The organism is Aminobacterium mobile DSM 12262 (assembly GCF_000526395.1).
Classification (GTDB): Bacteria; Synergistota; Synergistia; order Synergistales; family Aminobacteriaceae; genus Aminobacterium; species Aminobacterium mobile.
Genome location: NZ_JAFZ01000001.1, coordinates 1,055,692 through 1,073,143 on the forward strand (window position 1 = coordinate 1,055,692; position 17,452 = coordinate 1,073,143).

At 44.5% G+C, this 17,452-nt stretch carries 21 protein-coding genes and 1 tRNA gene; 21 read left to right on the plus strand and 1 reads right to left on the minus strand.

Annotation, left to right across the window (positions count from 1 at the left end; all coding sequences use genetic code 11):
- Positions 1 to 8 precede the first annotated feature (8 nt).
- Positions 9 to 1,100, plus strand: coding sequence for a radical SAM family heme chaperone HemW (hemW, locus tag K360_RS0105095; RefSeq protein ID WP_274532066.1), 1,092 nt, complete (start codon positions 9 to 11; stop codon positions 1,098 to 1,100).
- Between the two features lie 19 nt (positions 1,101 to 1,119).
- Entirely contained in the window at positions 1,120 to 1,704 is a 585-nt protein-coding gene (locus tag K360_RS0105100; RefSeq protein ID WP_024822106.1) for a hypothetical protein, read from the plus strand.
- Here K360_RS0105100 and yedF read toward each other — a convergent pair.
- Entirely contained in the window at positions 1,691 to 2,299 is a 609-nt protein-coding gene (yedF, locus tag K360_RS0105105) for a sulfurtransferase-like selenium metabolism protein YedF (RefSeq protein WP_024822107.1), read from the minus strand. The two genes, K360_RS0105100 and yedF, sit on opposite strands and share 14 nt — an antisense overlap.
- Positions 2,300 to 2,577: 278 nt before the next feature.
- On the opposite strand from yedF, the gene selA reads away from it, so the two are divergent.
- From selA to gmk, 19 genes are all read left to right on the plus strand, one after another.
- Positions 2,578 to 3,984 carry an L-seryl-tRNA(Sec) selenium transferase gene (selA, locus tag K360_RS0105110; protein WP_024822108.1) on the plus strand — a complete coding sequence of 469 codons (1,407 nt, stop codon included), beginning with the start codon at positions 2,578 to 2,580 and terminating at the stop codon, positions 3,982 to 3,984.
- Positions 3,977 to 5,917, plus strand: a complete 1,941-nt coding sequence (gene selB, locus K360_RS0105115) for a selenocysteine-specific translation elongation factor (RefSeq protein WP_024822109.1) — start codon at positions 3,977 to 3,979, stop codon at positions 5,915 to 5,917. Before selA ends, selB begins: the two co-directional genes overlap by 8 nt.
- Positions 5,918 to 6,013: 96 nt before the next feature.
- On the plus strand, positions 6,014 to 6,256 hold the full coding sequence (locus tag K360_RS0105120) for a Veg family protein (protein ID WP_024822110.1): 243 nt from the start codon (positions 6,014 to 6,016) through the stop codon (positions 6,254 to 6,256).
- 92 nt (positions 6,257 to 6,348) lie between these two features.
- Positions 6,349 to 7,221, plus strand: coding sequence for a 4-(cytidine 5'-diphospho)-2-C-methyl-D-erythritol kinase (locus tag K360_RS0105125; protein ID WP_051461103.1), 873 nt, complete (start codon positions 6,349 to 6,351; stop codon positions 7,219 to 7,221).
- Positions 7,218 to 8,015 (plus strand): phosphoribosyltransferase family protein, encoded by a 798-nt coding sequence (locus tag K360_RS0105130; protein ID WP_024822112.1) that lies wholly within the window; start codon positions 7,218 to 7,220, stop codon positions 8,013 to 8,015. Before K360_RS0105125 ends, K360_RS0105130 begins: the two co-directional genes overlap by 4 nt.
- A gap of 73 nt (positions 8,016 to 8,088) precedes the next feature.
- Positions 8,089 to 8,271, plus strand: a complete 183-nt coding sequence (locus K360_RS0105135) for a ferredoxin (protein ID WP_024822113.1) — start codon at positions 8,089 to 8,091, stop codon at positions 8,269 to 8,271.
- Between the two features lie 110 nt (positions 8,272 to 8,381).
- Positions 8,382 to 8,458 (plus strand) — tRNA-Ile (locus tag K360_RS0105140).
- Positions 8,459 to 8,522: 64 nt separating this feature from the next.
- Complete coding sequence (locus K360_RS0105145) at positions 8,523 to 9,299, plus strand: Nif3-like dinuclear metal center hexameric protein (RefSeq protein ID WP_024822114.1); 777 nt, start codon at positions 8,523 to 8,525, stop codon at positions 9,297 to 9,299.
- Between the two features lie 39 nt (positions 9,300 to 9,338).
- Positions 9,339 to 10,334, plus strand: coding sequence for a tryptophan--tRNA ligase (gene trpS / locus K360_RS0105150; protein ID WP_024822115.1), 996 nt, complete (start codon positions 9,339 to 9,341; stop codon positions 10,332 to 10,334).
- A 9-nt stretch (positions 10,335 to 10,343) separates the two neighbouring features.
- A complete protein-coding gene (locus K360_RS10995) occupies positions 10,344 to 11,123 on the plus strand; it encodes a segregation and condensation protein A (RefSeq protein WP_024822116.1) in 780 nt (259 codons plus the stop codon).
- Positions 11,095 to 11,640: an SMC-Scp complex subunit ScpB gene (scpB, locus tag K360_RS0105160; protein ID WP_024822117.1), complete on the plus strand. Its 546-nt coding sequence runs from the start codon at positions 11,095 to 11,097 to the stop codon at positions 11,638 to 11,640. The genes K360_RS10995 and scpB overlap by 29 nt, the downstream gene beginning before the upstream one ends.
- Positions 11,641 to 11,646: 6 nt before the next feature.
- Complete coding sequence (locus K360_RS0105165; protein ID WP_024822118.1) at positions 11,647 to 12,363, plus strand: pseudouridine synthase; 717 nt, start codon at positions 11,647 to 11,649, stop codon at positions 12,361 to 12,363.
- A 31-nt stretch (positions 12,364 to 12,394) separates the two neighbouring features.
- Positions 12,395 to 13,285 (plus strand): HDOD domain-containing protein, encoded by an 891-nt coding sequence (locus K360_RS0105170; RefSeq protein WP_024822119.1) that lies wholly within the window; start codon positions 12,395 to 12,397, stop codon positions 13,283 to 13,285.
- Between the two features lie 3 nt (positions 13,286 to 13,288).
- Complete coding sequence (cmk, locus tag K360_RS0105175) at positions 13,289 to 13,966, plus strand: (d)CMP kinase (protein WP_024822120.1); 678 nt, start codon at positions 13,289 to 13,291, stop codon at positions 13,964 to 13,966.
- Positions 13,963 to 14,589, plus strand: a complete 627-nt coding sequence (locus tag K360_RS0105180) for a lysophospholipid acyltransferase family protein (RefSeq protein ID WP_024822121.1) — start codon at positions 13,963 to 13,965, stop codon at positions 14,587 to 14,589. The genes cmk and K360_RS0105180 overlap by 4 nt, the downstream gene beginning before the upstream one ends.
- Positions 14,573 to 15,703 (plus strand): GTPase HflX, encoded by a 1,131-nt coding sequence (gene hflX, locus K360_RS0105185; RefSeq protein WP_024822122.1) that lies wholly within the window; start codon positions 14,573 to 14,575, stop codon positions 15,701 to 15,703. The genes K360_RS0105180 and hflX overlap by 17 nt, the downstream gene beginning before the upstream one ends.
- Positions 15,704 to 15,731: 28 nt before the next feature.
- Positions 15,732 to 16,616, plus strand: coding sequence for a YicC/YloC family endoribonuclease (locus K360_RS0105190; protein WP_024822123.1), 885 nt, complete (start codon positions 15,732 to 15,734; stop codon positions 16,614 to 16,616).
- Between the two features lie 5 nt (positions 16,617 to 16,621).
- Positions 16,622 to 16,885, plus strand: a complete 264-nt coding sequence (locus K360_RS0105195) for a DUF370 domain-containing protein (RefSeq protein WP_024822124.1) — start codon at positions 16,622 to 16,624, stop codon at positions 16,883 to 16,885.
- Complete coding sequence (gene gmk / locus K360_RS0105200; RefSeq protein WP_024822125.1) at positions 16,869 to 17,447, plus strand: guanylate kinase; 579 nt, start codon at positions 16,869 to 16,871, stop codon at positions 17,445 to 17,447. The genes K360_RS0105195 and gmk overlap by 17 nt, the downstream gene beginning before the upstream one ends.
- Positions 17,448 to 17,452: the final 5 nt, after the last annotated feature.

The window sequence follows — 17,452 nt, forward strand, 5'->3', positions numbered from 1 at the left end:
CTGTGTATGTGCACGTGCCTTTCTGTGTACGGAAGTGCCCTTATTGCGCATTTTATAGTATATGGGGCAACGAAGGAGAGAAAGAAGATTTTATAAGTGCTCTTGACGTAGAGTTACGAGGGTGGCAAGAGAAGCTGGGGGGCCCCCTGAACGTATCGACACTTTATATTGGTGGTGGAACCCCTACGCTTTTATCTTCGAAGCAGTGGGAGCGTCTTATTGAGATATTGAAGAAACATATCGTTTTCTCCCCAGATGTGGAAATTTCCGTGGAAGGGAACCCAGATTCTTTAACGGGAGAACATTGCTACATATGGAGAGAGTGGGGAGTGAAACGGGTAAGTCTTGGTGTCCAGAGTCTCCATGACGATGAGCTACGTTGGCTGGGGAGACCCCATTCGGCCTTGCAGGCTTTGCGCGCCTTAGACCTTTTACAAGAAAAAGGTTTTGATGTAAGCGCCGATCTGATGTTTGGACTAGCAAATCAGACGTTGAGAAAGTGGCATGAGTCTCTTTCTTGCCTTGTCCATTTGGAGATACCTCATCTCTCTATTTATCAGTTGTCCATTGAGGAAGGATCCCTCTGGGGGCGGACTCCTCCAACAGGTGTTCAGAATGGGTATGTTCACTATCGATGGGCTCAGTGGTATCTTGAACAGAAGGGGCTTCTTCAGTATGAGATAGCGAGTTTCGCTAGAAAGGGGAAAGAGTGTCGTCATAACCAAGCCTATTGGTTCGAGCGAGATGTATTGCCTCTTGGGCCTTCTGCATGGGGATATTTTCGAGGGACTCGTTTTTGGAACGTGAGAACGCTAGAGGAATATTTGAAACGCATATCATCTGGCATCTCTCCCTTAGCAGGAGAAGAACGCTTGAGGAGGGAGAAGCGGGGAAGAGAGGCAGCTGTTTTGGCATTGCGAACCCGTTATGGAATCCATCTACCGTCTTTTTGCGAGGAATATGGAGAGGTGTTACTCCAGGATATTTTAAATAATTTGGAAAATGTGCCACCAGAATGTCTTGCTTTCAGCGGCGAAACATTGGCACTCTCCCAAAAGGGAATGCGAGTTGCTAACTCTATATGGTCTCTCATCATATAAAGAGTGAGGAAGTGAGGGAATGTATTGGCTTTTAAAAACCTATTCTGGCGATGAAAATTTTTTTGAACATATCCTTTTGCGCATTCCTCGTTTTTATTTTCAAGAATCCCTGTACCCTCAAAGTTATGGAGTTCGGGTAAGCGAGAACCTTCAAGGTGCCCTTAGCTATATGGCGAGGGAGGAAGCTACGCTGTTTTTCCCTCTTCATACGATGGTTCGTATTTATGCTGCAGGGCAGAATAACGAAACCTTTGTTATGTTTGTAGGGCAGGAAGTGGACAAATTGGGGGTATGGTTGGAGAAAGAGAAAAAAGTCCAGGATAGCGCTATGAGTCTGGGAATATCGTCTGATATCCCTGATATGGAATGGACTATTTTGGGGATCACATTCCCTAGATGGATTGTTTTGTTCGACGAAGGGGTTGCTATGGCGTGTCGCGATGAACTTGACGATAACATTGGGGCAATTTATGTTCCAGTTCCTGAAGACCTTTTAGATGAAATAAAGCCAGAGAAGGGAACGGAAGAAGTGGCATCATTTTTAATGAATGCCGTCTTTAGTTCTCTTCCGTTCCGGAACCTCGTCGATTTTATATCGAAATAACTTTTGTTGCCTTGAGCAATGTATCAGTAATTTCAAACATGTTAGAAATAGTTCCCACTCCAACTTGCTCGGTTACTCCAAAGTGATTTGTGCATGTTCCACACACGAGAATAGTTGTCCCCTTCTCCGTCATTTCTAGAAGATGGTCGCACGTAGATGTCCCTTTCAATGCGAGGAGTACACCCTCGTTCATAAAGGCTATAAAACGGGGAGGGCAGTCCATTTGAGCCAAAGTGCCGAGGAACCCTTTAATGAGGACTTCTCCCAATTCTTTGTCGTGACCTCCGAGAATGTTTCTTGTAATAAATATAGCCACTTCTTCTTTGTTCCCTTTTGAAGGGTAAGAAGGGGCAGATTTCTCTTGGGGTCGAGCATGAGTGTTTTCTCCCGCAAGAGCTTCAATGACAATAGTGTCCCCCTCCCTATGAGGGGATACGGAAAAGCCTTCTTTGGTCAAGAACCGTTGAACATTGGAAGCCGCTACGTCATTGTCTACTAAGACGGAAAGTTCTTTTTCTCCTTTTTCAACTGCGGCTTTGGTCATTATAACCGGCTGTGGGCATGCTTTCCCCCGAGCGTCAATTTCAGTTTTCATTATCATATCCTCCGATCTCTATTTTAAGAAATATAACAGGTCTGTATATCTGCCTGTCTTGCGAGTACAATGATAAAGACTCGTAATTTATAATACCCTTGTTTGGGAATAACAATTATAAATGTATCTCATCCCTCTCTCTTTTTCCAGCACTTCTTCATAGAAAGGTGTTGTGAGGAGCTCGAAATGTTGGATTTGATTGAGACGGTGACGCCGGGCACATTTTCATAGGAAGGTGCTATGGGAAGGGATGAGGCACAGGAAGGCAGGGAGTGCATATGGACGCAAAGAAAAATGAAATCTTAAAAAAACTTCCCGCTATGGACGGGTTGTTAAACCAACCCTGGGTTTTCTTATACGAAAGACAGCTTGGCAGGGAAATGGTAAAAGGTGTTTTCTCACAGATTCTTTCAGAAGTCCGAAAAGCAGTGTTAGAAGACGTGCCAGTAGACGCTTCTCTAGAAGGAGTGAACACGAAAGCTGAGGCCATTTTACAGAGACGAACCACGCCAGGCCTGCAAGCTGTAGTGAATGCTACTGGGGTGGTTGTTCATACTAATCTGGGCCGTTCCTGTCTTCCCCAGGAAGCGGTAGAGGCTGTAAGTCACGTTGCAGCTCGGTACAATACACTTGAGTTTAACTTGCTAGAGGGGAAACGAGGACAGCGGAATGCTCACGTAGAGTGGCTGCTTTGCCAAGTAACAGGGGCTGAGGCTGCCATTGTCGTTAACAATAACGCAGGTGCCGTTCTTTTATGTCTTGCTGCGCTGGCTCGGGAAAAAGAAGTGATTGTCTCTCGGGGGGAGTTGGTAGAAATAGGGGGCTCTTTCAGAATACCGGATATTATGGCTTTCTCAGGAGCCCGTCTTGTAGAGGTAGGAGCGACAAATAGGACGCACCTTCGTGACTACCATCGAGGCCTTTCTGATAATACCGCCATGGTTCTGAAAGTTCACCCATCCAATTTTAAGATAGAGGGTTTTACCGCCATAGTCGATAGAGAAGAATTGAGCTGTTTTGCAAAAGAAAATGGCCTCATTTTCATGGAAGATTTGGGGAGTGGTGTTCTTGTGGATCTCTCTCCTTGGGGGTTGGTGGGAGAGCCTACTGTTCGAGATTGTATTAAGGCGGGAGTAGACCTTGTAACTTTTTCCGGCGATAAGATGTTAGGTGGCCCTCAAATCGGAGCTATTGTAGGGAAAAAAGAGCTTGTGGATACATTGCGAACGTACCCCCTTCTACGAGCATTGCGCGTAGATAAAATGACATTGGCAGCCTTTGAAGTTATTCTCAGAATGTACCTTCAGGATCGGTGGCAAGAGGTTCCCACATTAAAGATGCTTACGTTGGAGTTGGAAACTTTAAAAAAGAGAGCTCGGCGTCTTAGGGGCATGCTGAAAAGAAGATTCCCGCATATAATTGCGACGGTGGTGGAAACCCAAGATGCAGTAGGTGGCGGAGCTTTCCCAACCACAATCATAAAAGGCTATGGGGTGGCGTTGCAGATCCCTGCATTAGGTAGTGCTGGAAGCCTCCAAGCCCTTTTGCGTAATGCAGCCATGCCAGTGGTGGCAGGAGCGTCAGAGGATTGTTTGATACTTCATTGCCGTACATTAATGGAGGGCGATGAGAGTCGGATCGTGGAATCTCTCTCTTCTATTGGGGAGGTGGGAATTTGTGAATAACCGCGAAATTTCTTTAGTTTTGGGCACGGCAGGACACATTGACCATGGAAAAACTACCCTTGTTAAAGCTCTTACAGGGGTGGATTGTGATCGGCTCAATGATGAGAAAAAACGAGGTATTACAATTGAGCTGGGTTTTGCTCCCCTTAAACTTTCAGATGGGCGTATTGTAAGTTTGGTGGATGTACCAGGTCATGAAAAATTTATTCGACAGATGGTGGCAGGAGCTTCTGGTGTAGATGCTGTTATGCTTGTTGTTGCTGCAGATGAAGGCGTTATGCCGCAGACGAGAGAGCATCTTGCCATTCTTAACTTGCTTGGTGTCTCAGATGGTCTTATTGCCATCTCTAAAGCGGATTTAGTAGATGAAGAGCTATTAGATCTTGCTATAGAGGATGTGGCAGACTTTGTACGAGGGACGTTCTTGGAAGGAAAGGCTATAGTACCAGTTTCTTCCGTGACGGGAAAGAATATCCCTAAGCTTATGGAAGAGTTGAGTGCTCTTGTGGATAGAGTGAAAGTCAGAACTCGCCAAGGCCCTTTCTTTATGCCTATCGACAGATCTTTCCCTATCTCTGGTTTTGGAACCGTTGTAACGGGAACGGCCTACCGAGGTCAGATTTCTCCGGGGATGGATGTGTCTATTTTGCCATTGAACCGAGACGTTCGAGTTCGAAGTGTGCAGGTTCATGGGAGCTCCGTAGATGTGGCCTGGGCCGGACAACGAGTGGCCATTAGCCTGTCGGGTGTATCTCTTGAAGAGTTGAGCAGAGGGGATATTGTTTGCGCCAAAGAAATATTCCGCCCCACTCGATGTTGTGATGTGGAGCTTTCTCTTTTATCGTCATCGCCGGAACCTCTCTCCCATTGGCAGCGGGTAAGGCTTCATGTAGGTACAGCAGATGTGCTTGCCAGGGTATCTCTTTTTGACAAGACAAAACTTTTGCCTGGAGAAAAAACGGTAGCGCAGCTCGTAATGGAAGAAGATATTGTAGCTTCCATAGATCAACGATTTGTTATCAGGTTTTACAGTCCCCTTGTCACTATTGGTGGAGGCAAAATACTGTCTCCCTATGGGCACAAGCCGAAAGGGAAAGGCGCCAAGGAAGATTATATGGATGGCCTTAACCATTTCTTGGAAGCTGAGGATTCTGAGAAAAGATTGGAAATTCAAGTTCATTCACACGGAATCCTTAAAAAAAGTGATGGAGTGCTTGCCCTTCAGGAATTACCGGAAGATTTGGATAAACTGGCCCAAAGTTTGGAAAAAAGAAAAAAAATAGTTATTCTTTCAGCTGGGGCCGATTATTATGTCTCGTGGAGCGAGTACAGTGATCTATTAGAGAGGACAGTATCATTCTTGCACTCCTTCCATAAAGAGCGTCCTCATCAGGAAGGAGCCATTATAGATGACTTGTTGACCGGGCCTTTGAAAACTGTAGAGCGCAGATTGGCTCGTACCTTTCTTGATCACTTGCAAGCTGATGGCGTGTTAGTGATAGCAAACAAGAATGTAGTAAGGCTTCCAGATTTCGCACCTCAAGATGATTCTGCTTTTTTTAAGGATCTGGATCGTTTCAATGCCTTTTGTGACGAAAAAGAGTTTCAGCTCCCAATGATAGAAGAAGTTCAGGAAGGGCTAGGTATGAAGGAGAAAGATTTTTCTCGTTTTCTCAAGGATATACGGGAGCGAGGAGAGGCATCTCTTGTGGGAGGGAAATATGTACTGTCACAGCGGGTAGAGAACAAGCTTCTTCATATCCTTAAGGAAATAAAAGATAACATGACGATAGGCACGGTACGTGACATTACGGGGAGCAGTCGTAAGTATATACTTCCTCTTTTGGAATATATGGATGCTAAGGGCTTTACTCGCCGAGTTGGAGAGAAAAGAATTCTACTCTTGCAGCGCTTAGAGAAAAAAAGTCAATGATAAGGTAACAATTTAGCAAGGTTCTAGCCTCATAGTTTGTGTTTTATGCGATTTTGTGTTATAATTCATAAAACTTAATATTAGGGGTGACCCTGGATGGCTGGAAACCTTGCCTCAATTCGGGAGAAAGTAGCATTGTACAAGGGTCTACGTGTGAAATACCGGACATCCAAAGGACGTCGCAAAGTAGAGGAAAAACAAGGGATTGTCCTTGAGACTTATCCGAATCTCTTTACTTTATATGTGGAGTCGCAGGATAGCAAAGTCTCCTTTAGTTATGCAGAGCTTTTGACAAAAGAAGTAGAGCTCGTGCCATTGTCCGGAAACCATAATAAATAGCCTTGTAATGCAGCTTTGAATGCCCTGGCGTACGAAACGCCAGGGCATTTCGTATGTATGTCGAGGCAATATACATAGAGGAGGGTAGGGCTTTGGTAACATATTCCGTGCAATCAGACGCGAAAATAAATCTGACCCTTCGAATAACAGGGGTTCTGCCGAGTGGGTATCATTCGTTGGTCTCTCTGTTTTTACGTCTTCCATCGGCTGAGTTATTGACAATTTCAACTCTGGAAGAAGATAATGTTAAGGATATTGTAACGACTCGAAATATGCAGATAGAAGGGGAAAATATTTTAGAAAAGGCTCTTCGTGTCTTGCGAAGAGAAAAAATGTGTCTATCCCCTTTCAAAATTGAAGTGAAAAAAAACCTTCCTCCAGGAACTGGCTTAGGGGGAGGAAGTGGGAATGCGGCGGCATTTCTTTCTTGGGTCGAGAAGTATTATGGTATAAAAATATCTACAGGTTTGGCCTCTCAGATAGGAGCAGATGTTCCGTTCCTTCTAAGCGCTTCTTCTCTTGCTCTTGTTCAGGGGATAGGAGATCAATGTACACTTTGGCCGGCGTTGCCTTCTTTTCTGGTTGTTACAGCCATACCTAAATGGAGAGTGGCTACGGCGGAAGCATATGCAGGGCTAGATTCCTTTTATGAAAAACAGGGGGGATTCCCTCTTAATACCTCAGAGTGTCTGGATGAAATTCACGGCATATATGAGAAACTTGCACAAAAGAAGAGAGTGGGGTTCCTGCCCAATGATTTCTCTCCATGGCTATTAAAACGGCACCCTGAGTATGAAGATTTTTTTAGGTTTAGCGAGGAACAGAAAGCGTTAGCTTATGGCTTTTCAGGGAGTGGAAGTAGTGTTTTCGCTCTTTTTGATCCAGTAAAATTGCAAGTACGGCTTTCCCGATTTGAAAATTTTAATTGGGTTGAACAAATTCTATTATGGAGTGATGATCGTTGAAAGGACAGAGAACGGAACGTCTTATTCGGACAGTATCCCGTTTTTTGGTAGCACCATCACGGCAAATTTCACTCACAGCTCTCTCTGGAGATTTTGGGGTTTCAAAAACTGTTATCAGTGATGACGTAGTTATGATTGACGCAGCTTTAACTCAGGAGGGGCTTGGTGGAATTCAAGTTGACCGGGGGCGGACTGGAGGAGCTTCTTTTGTCCCAGCCATGTCAGATGAGATGAAGAAGCAGTTTTTTGAAGAAATAGTAGCCTTACTTTCTCACGAGGATCGGATTTTACCTGGCGGTCTCATCTACTATAGCGATATTATTTTCAATCCATACTATGCTTCTCGTTTAGGGCTTGCTATGGCTACTCTTTTTCAGAATGCGAAACCAGATATTGTCATGACGTCAGAAGTGAAAGGTATCCCTCTTGGGCTCTTTACCGCATATTCTTTAGGTGTTCCATTGGCCGTTTGTCGTTTCCGCAATCGACCTAGCGATGGATCTGCTGTGGCTGTGCATTTCCCCACTAAAACTGGAGAGGTTCGGCCTATGTACATGGGTACCAAACAACTAAAACGCGGAAGCCAGGTTCTTGTTGTGGACGATTTTATGAGGGGAGGCAGTACTGCCGCAGGAATGCTGCTCGTAGCAAAAGAGTTTGGTGCTGAAGTTTGTGGCATTGGTGTTTTTCTTGCAGCGGCAGAACCGGAAGAGAAGGCAGTGTCGAATTATACAGCCTTATTGAGGCTTAAGGGGATGGGGAAGTCTTCTCCTGAAGTGTGTATTTGGGAGTGATTTTTCGCAGAGAGTTTGACTCCCTCCCTTACCTGAGATAAAATCCTGTTTCAGGAGGAGGTGACCGGTCTTCATGCATGTGACTTTAGACCGAAATGAGTGCATCGGTTGTGGCGTATGTGCTCAGATTTGTCCCGAGGTGTTTTCTCTCGACGAAGATGCCGGGGTAGCGAAAGTGATGAAGCCGGAAGGTGCCGAGTGTGTGCGTGATGCGGCAGACAGCTGTCCAGTCGGCTGTATTTCTGTAGAGGAATAGATTATTAGATACAGATTTCCCCCCACCTTTTCTCAATAATGTTATAAATAAAGAATTAGGGGCTTGTCATAAAGGGGGAAAGAGGCGTATAATTGGCAGCGTTCTTTTTTGGGCCTATAGCTCAAGTGGCTAGAGCCACCGGCTCATAACCGGAAGGTTCCTGGTTCGAGTCCAGGTAGGCCCACCATTGAAGATAAATGCCGTTTCCCAGCAGGAGGCGGCATTTTTTTATATGCAGCTGGGGGTCTATTATGAATGTTGAGGAAGTGCTTCTGAGGATCGAGTCGTTTGCTCCTTTAGAGAAAGCGGAGTCTTGGGACAATGTAGGTCTCATGGCAGGAGACACTCAATGGTCTGTAACAAAAATAGGCGTAGCCTTAGATCCCTCTCTGTCAGCGGTAGAGGAGGGGGTCCAAAAAGGATGTGACCTTTTAGTAGTCCACCATCCCCTGATCTTTTCTCCCCTTCAGAAAATAGACCTTAAGGAACCTCTCTGCCAAGCAATTCTTTGGGCCCTTGAAAATCATCTGGCTATTATAAGTCTTCATACAAACTGGGACAAAGCGCCGGAGGGAGTTAATGTACAATTAGGCAGAGTTCTTTTTAAAGATGGTTTCCTTCCCTTAGTTCCTGAAGAAAAAACGTGGGGTCTTGGTGCAGTAGGAGAATTGATCCACCCCCTATGTTTGAGGGATCTCATGGCAAGTCTTCGTTCTTTGTGGAATCTCTCTTGGGTAGTTGGATATGGAGATGAGAATAAACCTTTGTGTCATGGTGCTCTCTGTGGAGGATCTGGTGGAGATCTTTGGAAAGAGGCGATGGACAAGGGAGCTCAGGTCTTTATTACAGCTGATATGAAATATCATCAGATATTGGATGCTTGTTCAGCAGGTCTATCTTTGTGTATAGTTGATCATGGAGAAATGGAACGTTTCTCTTTGGCCTCCCTTGCAGCATTATTGAGGACTCCTGAAATAGTTGTTTTTGAATTGGAGGATAAAGGGCCGTTAAGGATTGTAAGCGAATAGTAAAAGAGATTTTTTATAAATAAATGAGGTGGAGAAAACATGGCTAAAAGAGTTTTTAGTGGCATGCGCCCTACAGGAAAGCTTCATTTGGGACATTTAGCCGGGGCTCTTACTAATTGGGTTCGGCTACAGAATGAATATGAATGTCTTTATAGCATTGTAGATTGGCATGCTCTTATGTCAGATTATGCAGATAGTAGCAAAATAAGGGATAACAGTAAGGAAGCCCTTCTAGACTGGCTTGCGGCGGGCCTTGATCCAGAGAAAAGCATTATTTTTGTACAATCTCATGTCCCTCAGCATGCAGAGCTTCATCTAGCCCTGTCCATGGTGGCACCTCTCGGATGGCTTCAGAGAAATCCGACCTATAAAGAGCAAATTTTAAATATACAGAATAAAGATTTAAGCACGTATGCCTTCTTAGGCTATCCAGTGCTTATGGCAGCCGATATTCTGCTTTATAAAGCAGAAATGGTTCCAGTAGGTGAAGATCAAAATGCCCATCTTGAGCTTAGCCGAGAAATGGCACGGCGTTTCAATAATTTCTATGGCAACATTTTCCCAGAGCCACAAACACTTCTGACCCCAACCCCAAAGGTTCCTGGAGTTGATGGTCGTAAGATGAGCAAGTCTTATGGGAATGCCATTAATATTTCAGATACTGCAGAGGAAATGTGGGAGAAAATTCGTACCATGATAACCGATCCCGCACGACAGAGACGTACGGACCCAGGCGATCCTGAAAAATGCCCCGTTTGGGATATTCATAAAGTGTTTAACAACGATATGGAACAGCGTCAGGAGATTATAAAAGGATGTAAAACTGCAGGGATTGGTTGCATACAATGCAAGAAAATGCTTATGGCGCATATTAAGGAAATTATGGCTCCTATCCATGAGCGTCGACGTTACTATGAATCTCATGCAGAAAACCTTCGAGATATTGTTTTATCTGGTGCTGAAAAGGCTAAGGTAATTGCTCAGCAGACTATTGATGAAATAGTAGAAGCTATCGGGTTTGTTCCGAGAAAGTAGAGAACGTATATGGTAGGGAAAGGAACCTTTCCTCTCCAGGTAGAAGTAGAGGGGTTTTCAGGGCCCTTAGATTTGTTATGCTACTTGGTGGAGAGCCGTCAATTTCAAGCGACCCAGATTCGAGTTTCAGATTTAGTGCGGATCTATGGTAGTTACTTGGCTCGCTCACAAAAGACTTCTTTGTACGTTATTGCGGAGTTTCTTTCCCTTGCTGCAGGGCTTGTGTTAGAGAAAGTTTTGGCTCTCCTTCCGGAACAGGAGCAGGATGACTCTTTGTCGTGCAGTGAATCGGAAGAAGAGCCTCTATCAGAGGAAGAGCTTTTGCAACAGCTATCTCGATATCGCCCTTACAGACGAGTATCTTTTTGGCTTATGGAAAGAAAAGAGTATAGGGATCGTTTTTTTAGGAGAATGTTGCTTGAAGAAGCTCCAGTATATGATGTAGGTGATCTCTATAGCTTGTGTCGTTTGTGGTGGGAAATGCTCGCTTCTCATCAAAAAGAGGAGTCATTGCAGGCTGCTTTACGGGGAAGAATCGTTGAAGGTTGGCAGGGGATCCCTTCGGCTGTGCCGGAAGAGGTACAGATAGATAAAAAAATAGAGGAACTTTCTACGTATTTGAGGGATCATGCGAGCCTCTCTCTTTCAGTGGTTTTGGAAAAAACTTCTTCCGTGTCAGTGGTGGTAGTAACGTTGTTGGCTCTTCTGGAAATGTCTAGGACAGGGAAAATCGACCTGTTTCAAAAGGAGCTGTTTGGAGATGTTGTCATCTCTTGCCAAACAAATTGAAGCTCTTTTATTTGTAGCGACGACCCCTGTCTCTTCTGAAGAACTGGCTTGCTTTACACGTAGAGAACGAGGAGAAGTAGAGGGCGCGTTACAGGAGCTTTCATTTCATTATTCTGATGGTCATGGCCTCGTTCTGTGCAGAGTGGCGGAAGGCTGGGAGATATGTACAGCTCCAGATCTGGCCGGTATAGTTTCTGATTTTCGAGAGATAGTTTCTCATCAGAAGGTTCGTTTGAGCCGTGCAGCAGTGGAGTGTTTGGCGATTGTCGCTTACAATCAGCCTGTAACGCGAGCGGAGATAGAAGAGATTCGGGGAGTGCGCTGTGAAAGAGTACTAGAAACTCTTCTTTCTTGTGGGGTTATTCGTATTGCCGGGAGACGAAAAGGAACGGGCTCTCCTCTCTTGTACAGGACGACAGACGCTTTTCTAGAGCATTTTGGCCTATCGGCTATATCAGAACTTCCTACGCTAGAAGAAGTGGAAGAATTTGCCCCGCAAAAGGATGAAGGGGAATGAATAATAATGCGGTTAAATCGTTATCTTGCAGCGTGTGGGCTGACATCTCGCCGCAAGGCCGAGAATCTTATTCGTTCAGGGCGAGTGTCTATTAATGGTGAAATTGTTTGTGAGTTTTCCATAATCGTCAATGAGAATGACGTTGTTTGTGTAGATGGTACTCAAGTTGTGCCAGAGAAAAAAGTATATATTGTTATGAATAAGCCACGAGGGGTTGTTTGTGCGGTAGAAGACCCCTTCGATAGAACTGTTATAGAATTGTTGCCGAAAGAATATGAAGAGGTGAGGATCTTTCCTGTAGGGCGTCTCGACAAAGAGAGTGAAGGGCTTTTAGTATTGTCAAATGATGGGGATTTTGCTCATTTCCTAATGCACCCTTCGTCGAATATACCTAAAAGTTATGAGATTTTTTTGAATAAGAAGGTTTCTGAAAGAGATCTTGTATCTTGGAGAAAAGGGGTCACCATTGAGGGTGGTTTTGTTCGCCCGCTTCTCGTGAAAGTTTTAAAACGAGAACCGTTGGGGATGTGGCTTTTTATCCAGATCGGGGAAGGATTGAAACGAGAGATCCGATTAATGGCCGAAAAACTCGGATTCAGGGTAAGGGTGCTTATTCGTCGAAGAATTGGTAGAATGGAACTAAGAAACCTTAAAACAGGGCACATAGTTAAGCTGTCGCAAGATGTATTATTAAAAAAGATACAACAAGGTGGTTTTGTTTAAGCTCTTTCACATAGATACGGAGGGTGGAATTATGACCTATATGGACGATCGGTCCAGGGAATTGATCAAATCGCGAATAGTCAATCGTGTTAAAGAAATAAAATCATTCCCTCAGTTTGTTATAGAGACCCTCAGATTATTGAATGACCCTGAAAGCAACGCCAAAGATGTAGCGACAAGTCTGGCTCGTGATGAAGGGCTTGTAGTGCGTACTTTGCGTTTAGCGAACTCAGCAGCTTACGGTATGTCTCGAAGGATAAGCAGTGTTGCGGAAGCTATTTCTCTTCTAGGGTATAAAAATATAAGTAATATTGTACTTGCTGCTTCAGTATACTCTTTTATGGATAAAAGTCTTAACGGTTATGCTCTTAATCGGGGGGAATTGTGGCGGCACTCCCTTACTGTAGCTTATGCGTCTCGATATTTGGCCCAAAGGGCAGGAAAAACCACACCAGAAGAAGCGTATGTCGGCGGTTTACTTCATGATATAGGAAAGGTGGTTTTAAACGATTACGTTCGCTTTGGATATAGCCTTATCATGAAACTTATAGACGAAGAAAAAATATCGTTTCTTGACGCTGAAATTCAGGTGTTAGGTTTTGACCACGCTCTTGTAGGTTCGCTCTTGGTAGAGAAGTGGGGATTGCCTGAACAATATCAGTACGTTGCAGCCTGCCATCATACGCCGGATCGCCTTCCTGATGAAGTCAAGCAACATCAACCCCTTATAGATACTGTACATCTTGCCAATTCTTTATGCCTTATGTTAGGGGTTGGTATTGGAGCAGAAGGCCTTCAGTATCCTCTCTATCCGGATGTTTTTGATCGGCTTGGTATTTCTGATTACGAAGCATTACTTTCAGAGATAGTTGATTTTGTGACGGTTGCAACGCAAGAGCTGGAAGAGATGGGAGATTTGTAATCGATGAGAATGAAAAATCTGGTTGTTGCCATTGATGGGCCAGCGGGGGCTGGCAAAAGCACTGTAGCCAGACGGGTAGCGGAGGATCTTGGGCTGGATTATCTTGATACGGGCGCTATTTACAGGGCTCTTGCTTTTTACTTGAATACTATGGGGTTTGAGCCAACGGAAGGTGCAGAATTAGCCATCGTGCTTTCTAAAATTAAGGTTTCTTTAGGAGATGGCTGTGTCTATATTAATGGTGCCGACGTGACAGAACATATTCGGTCACCATGGGTAGATAGCATAGTATCGGGGTATGCGGCACTTCCCGCAGTGAGGGACTGTTTACTTGCCACGCAACGAGAACAAGCCGAAGAGACAGGACTCGTAGCTGATGGCAGGGATATGGGAACAGTTGTTTTTCCCGATGCTGCTGTAAAGATATTTTTAACGGCAAGTGACGTAGTTCGGGCAGAGCGACGCTATCAGCAACTTGTCGAACGAGGAGAGACAGTTACCTTCGAAGAAGTTCTTCGCCAGATTCGATGTCGTGATGAATTTGATACGAATCGTGCAACGGCTCCCCTTCGCAAAGCTCCAGACGCTGTGGTTATCGATACGTCTTATATGACTATTGAAGATGTTGTTGCTAAAATCATTCATATCGTGAAAGAACATACTCAACAGGTGGCTTTATGAACCATTTATTCTACAAGCTGGCAAAACTGTTTTGCTTCTTAGTGTTAAAAATATATAATAGACTTACTGTTATCTGGAAAAAATCTCTTATATCTACTTCGCCAGTAATAGTGGCGGCGAACCATTGCAGTAATCTAGACCCTGTGATTATCGGGGCTGTTTTCCCGAGGCGGCTGAGGTATTTGGCTAAATCCGAGCTTTTTACAATCCCAGGTTTAAGCCTACTTATTCGGATATTAGGAGCCATTCCAGTTGTAAAACAGAATAGTCAAAGTGCCGGTGCGGCATTAAAGGCTTTTTTAGAGCTCTTAGAACAAGGGGAAAATGTTCTTCTTTTCCCAGAGGGGGCTCGTTCCCGAGATGGGGGGCTTCAACCCTTAGAGGGTGGTGTCGCCTTGATAGCTATGAAGAGCGGTGCTCCTATCATACCAGCATATATCCAGGGGAGTTTTCAATCCATGCCTCCTGGCGCCCGTTTCGTTCGACCTACTCGAATTAAAGTAACGTTTGGGCCAGCTATAGTTCCAGCGGAGAGGACAATAGGACTCTCTTCCAAAGAGGGCCGACTCAAGTTATTAGAGGATGTTGAAGAGGCGCTGAAAAAACTTGAAGAAACTAATTGATACTCAGAAGAATCAAAGTTACAAGCGAGCTGTTGTGGCAGCTCTCGATTCTCCTGGAGCCCCTTTTGATTATCGAACTTTACTTGATGAACTTGCTATGCTTCTTAAGAACCTTGGGGTAATTGTTGTAGGAGAGATTGTTCAAAAAAAAGAGAAACCGGATCCAGCTTATATGCTGGGGAAGGGGAAGATTGAGGCTGCGGCTTTATTTTGCAAAGAAGTACAGGCCGATCTCTTTGTGTGTAATGAGCGGCTGACTCCAGGACAACGTTTTAATGTTCAGAAAATTCTAGGGCTGGATGTTTGGGACCGGCCTTTTGTTATCATGAAAATTTTTGAGAAAAGAGCTCGTACTACAGAAGCTCGTTTACAGGTGGAACTTGCTCTTTGTGAATATGAAATTCCACATTTGAAGGGGTTGGGCCGTCAAATGTCCCGACTGGGCGGGGGGATTGGAACTCGAGGGCCTGGAGAAACAGAGTTTGAACGGCATCGACGGAAGCTCGAAAGGCGTGTTCGAGGTATTAATGAGAGATTGGAACGTGTGCGTAAAAGACGAACGTTCCAACGGGATCGGAGGCAAAAGGCTGGGTTCCCTACTGTAGCGCTGGCTGGGTACACAAATAGTGGTAAATCTACCCTTTTGCGGCAGCTAAGTTCGAGTCGGGACCTTTTTGTAGCGGATCAGCTTTTTTCTACACTGGACACGTATGTTCGCAAAGTGTGGCTCCCTCAAGGCCATCAAATACTTTTTTCAGATACAGTTGGTTTTATTCGAGAGCTCCCTCCAGACTTAGTGGCAGCGTTCAGGACAACTCTTGAGGAAATATCTGCCTCGGCGTTGATTCTTCTTGTTCTTGATGGAAGCGCTCCAGATATAATGGAAACTCTTGATGTAGTTGAGGCCACTCTTGCTGAGATACAGTCGGGAGATATCCCTCGACTTATAGTGCTTAATAAAGTAGACAAGATGGATACAGATATAATTCCATATCTTCTGGCTCAGATCCAGGCACGAAGCTCCACCCCAGTGGTTCCTATTAGTGCTTTGAAAGGGGAGGGGCTTCCTCTTTTGCTTGAAGAGGTAGAGCGTTTGTTGTTTGATACGAACTAAAAAGGCAGAAAATGAAGGGGGATTCATCGTGCTCTTAAGCATGACAGGGTTCAGTAGAGAAAGTGAAAGTTTTAAGTGGGGGACGCTCTCTGTAGAGATATCCTCAATTAATCATCGGTACTTGGATGTTTCTATTCGTCTTCCCCGAGAATTATCTTTTTGTGAGCCTTCTATTAACGATCAAGTAAGAAGTTCCCTCAGACGTGGGAAAGTTCGTTTGTCTGTAGATGTCACATGGCCCTCTGATCTGTTGGCCGTGACCGTAAATTCTGATATCTTGAAAAATTATTATTATCAAATTCAAAAGATTCAAGAAGATCTCCACATATCTGATCCAATAAACATTGTTTCTTTGCTTCATCTTCCTGGAGTTACAGATTCTCCATCGAACAGACAAGATATGGAGAAAGAAGTAGAGCAAGCCCTTGAAGACATAGTGAGGAAGGCTGTGTCATCACTGCAAGTTATGCGTGAAAAAGAAGGAGCGCATCTGGAAGAGGATATAAATACGCACCTTTCTTCCTTTCATGGATTTCTAAATAATATTCAAAACAGATGGATAAATGCGCGAGATGAGGCTATGGTAGAAACTCGAGAGCGTATCAAAAAAATCTTAGAAGAAAACGGCCCAGATTTGGATGAAGGTCGCATAGCTCAAGAAATTGCTCTTATGGCGGATAAGTGGGATATATCTGAAGAGCTTACTCGAGCAGAGAGCCATATAAAAAAATTTCAATCTATACTGAAATCTTCAGAATCTGAGGGACGGAAGATGGATTTTCTTATCCAGGAGATGAATAGAGAAATTAACACTATAGGCTCTAAAGTAACGGATTCGGATATTCGTTGGCTAGTAGTAGAAGCAAAAACAGCTCTTGAAAGGATTCGAGAGCAAGTACAGAATGTGGAGTGATGGCCATGTCCTATCGATTAGTTCATATTGGGTTCGGAAACATGATTGTCGCTGAAAGGATCGTTGCGATTATTCATCCGAGTTCAGCTCCTATAAAACGTCTAAAAGAAGAGGCCAAAGATGAAGGGCGCCTTATAGATGCTACTCAAGGCCGAAAAACTCGGGCTATTCTCGTAACGGATAGCAACCACGTGGTCCTCTCCGCTATACAGCCGGAGACGATCGTTAACCGTTTTGAAGAAGAGCCAGACGATGAGGCAACAGAATAAGCGAGGAAGGCTCTTCGTCCTGTCAGGGCCAAGTGGAGCAGGAAAGGGGACAGTCCGCAAGAGGTTGTTTGAATCAATGCCGGACCTTATTTTTTCCATTTCATGCACAACACGAGATCCTCGGCCAGGTGAGGTGGATGGGGCGGATTATCGGTTCATAAGCGAGGGATATTTCAAAAGTCTAGTGGATCAAGGTCTTTTTCTTGAATGGGCTCATGTCCATGATCATCGTTATGGAACTCTGAAATCAGATGTGGATAAAGAGCTGTCCCAAGGAAGAGATGTCGTCCTTGAAATAGATGTGCAGGGAGCTCTTCAGGTTCGGTCCGCATGTCCTGAGTGTGTCCTTATCTTTATTATGCCCCCATCTATAGCGGAACTGGAGCGTCGACTTAAAAAGAGAGGGACGGAAGAGGATTCGGCAGTAGAATTACGGTTGCATAACGCAGTAGAAGAGATGAAGATGTCTGAGAAGTACGATTATGTAGTTGTAAATGATGAAGTAGAGCGGGCAGTTATGGAAATTCGAGAAATAATTTTAAATTACAGAATTAATCGTTAAAAGGA

Excerpts from the sequence above, each read along its gene's own strand:
- K360_RS0105100 (WP_024822106.1), top strand. The coding sequence starts at position 1,120 with ATGTATTGGCTTTTAAAAACCTATTCTGGCGATGAAAATTTTTTTGAA.
- yedF (WP_024822107.1), bottom strand. The coding sequence starts at position 2,299 with ATGAAAACTGAAATTGACGCTCGGGGGAAAGCATGCCCACAGCCGGTT.
- selA (WP_024822108.1), top strand. The coding sequence starts at position 2,578 with ATGGACGCAAAGAAAAATGAAATCTTAAAAAAACTTCCCGCTATGGAC.
- K360_RS0105120 (WP_024822110.1), top strand. The coding sequence starts at position 6,014 with ATGGCTGGAAACCTTGCCTCAATTCGGGAGAAAGTAGCATTGTACAAG.
- K360_RS0105135 (WP_024822113.1), top strand. The coding sequence starts at position 8,089 with ATGCATGTGACTTTAGACCGAAATGAGTGCATCGGTTGTGGCGTATGT.
- K360_RS0105145 (WP_024822114.1), top strand. The coding sequence starts at position 8,523 with ATGAATGTTGAGGAAGTGCTTCTGAGGATCGAGTCGTTTGCTCCTTTA.
- trpS (WP_024822115.1), top strand. The coding sequence starts at position 9,339 with ATGGCTAAAAGAGTTTTTAGTGGCATGCGCCCTACAGGAAAGCTTCAT.
- K360_RS10995 (WP_024822116.1), top strand. The coding sequence starts at position 10,344 with ATGGTAGGGAAAGGAACCTTTCCTCTCCAGGTAGAAGTAGAGGGGTTT.
- scpB (WP_024822117.1), top strand. The coding sequence starts at position 11,095 with ATGTTGTCATCTCTTGCCAAACAAATTGAAGCTCTTTTATTTGTAGCG.
- K360_RS0105165 (WP_024822118.1), top strand. The coding sequence starts at position 11,647 with ATGCGGTTAAATCGTTATCTTGCAGCGTGTGGGCTGACATCTCGCCGC.
- K360_RS0105170 (WP_024822119.1), top strand. The coding sequence starts at position 12,395 with ATGACCTATATGGACGATCGGTCCAGGGAATTGATCAAATCGCGAATA.
- cmk (WP_024822120.1), top strand. The coding sequence starts at position 13,289 with ATGAGAATGAAAAATCTGGTTGTTGCCATTGATGGGCCAGCGGGGGCT.
- K360_RS0105180 (WP_024822121.1), top strand. The coding sequence starts at position 13,963 with ATGAACCATTTATTCTACAAGCTGGCAAAACTGTTTTGCTTCTTAGTG.
- K360_RS0105195 (WP_024822124.1), top strand. The coding sequence starts at position 16,622 with ATGTCCTATCGATTAGTTCATATTGGGTTCGGAAACATGATTGTCGCT.
- gmk (WP_024822125.1), top strand. The coding sequence starts at position 16,869 with ATGAGGCAACAGAATAAGCGAGGAAGGCTCTTCGTCCTGTCAGGGCCA.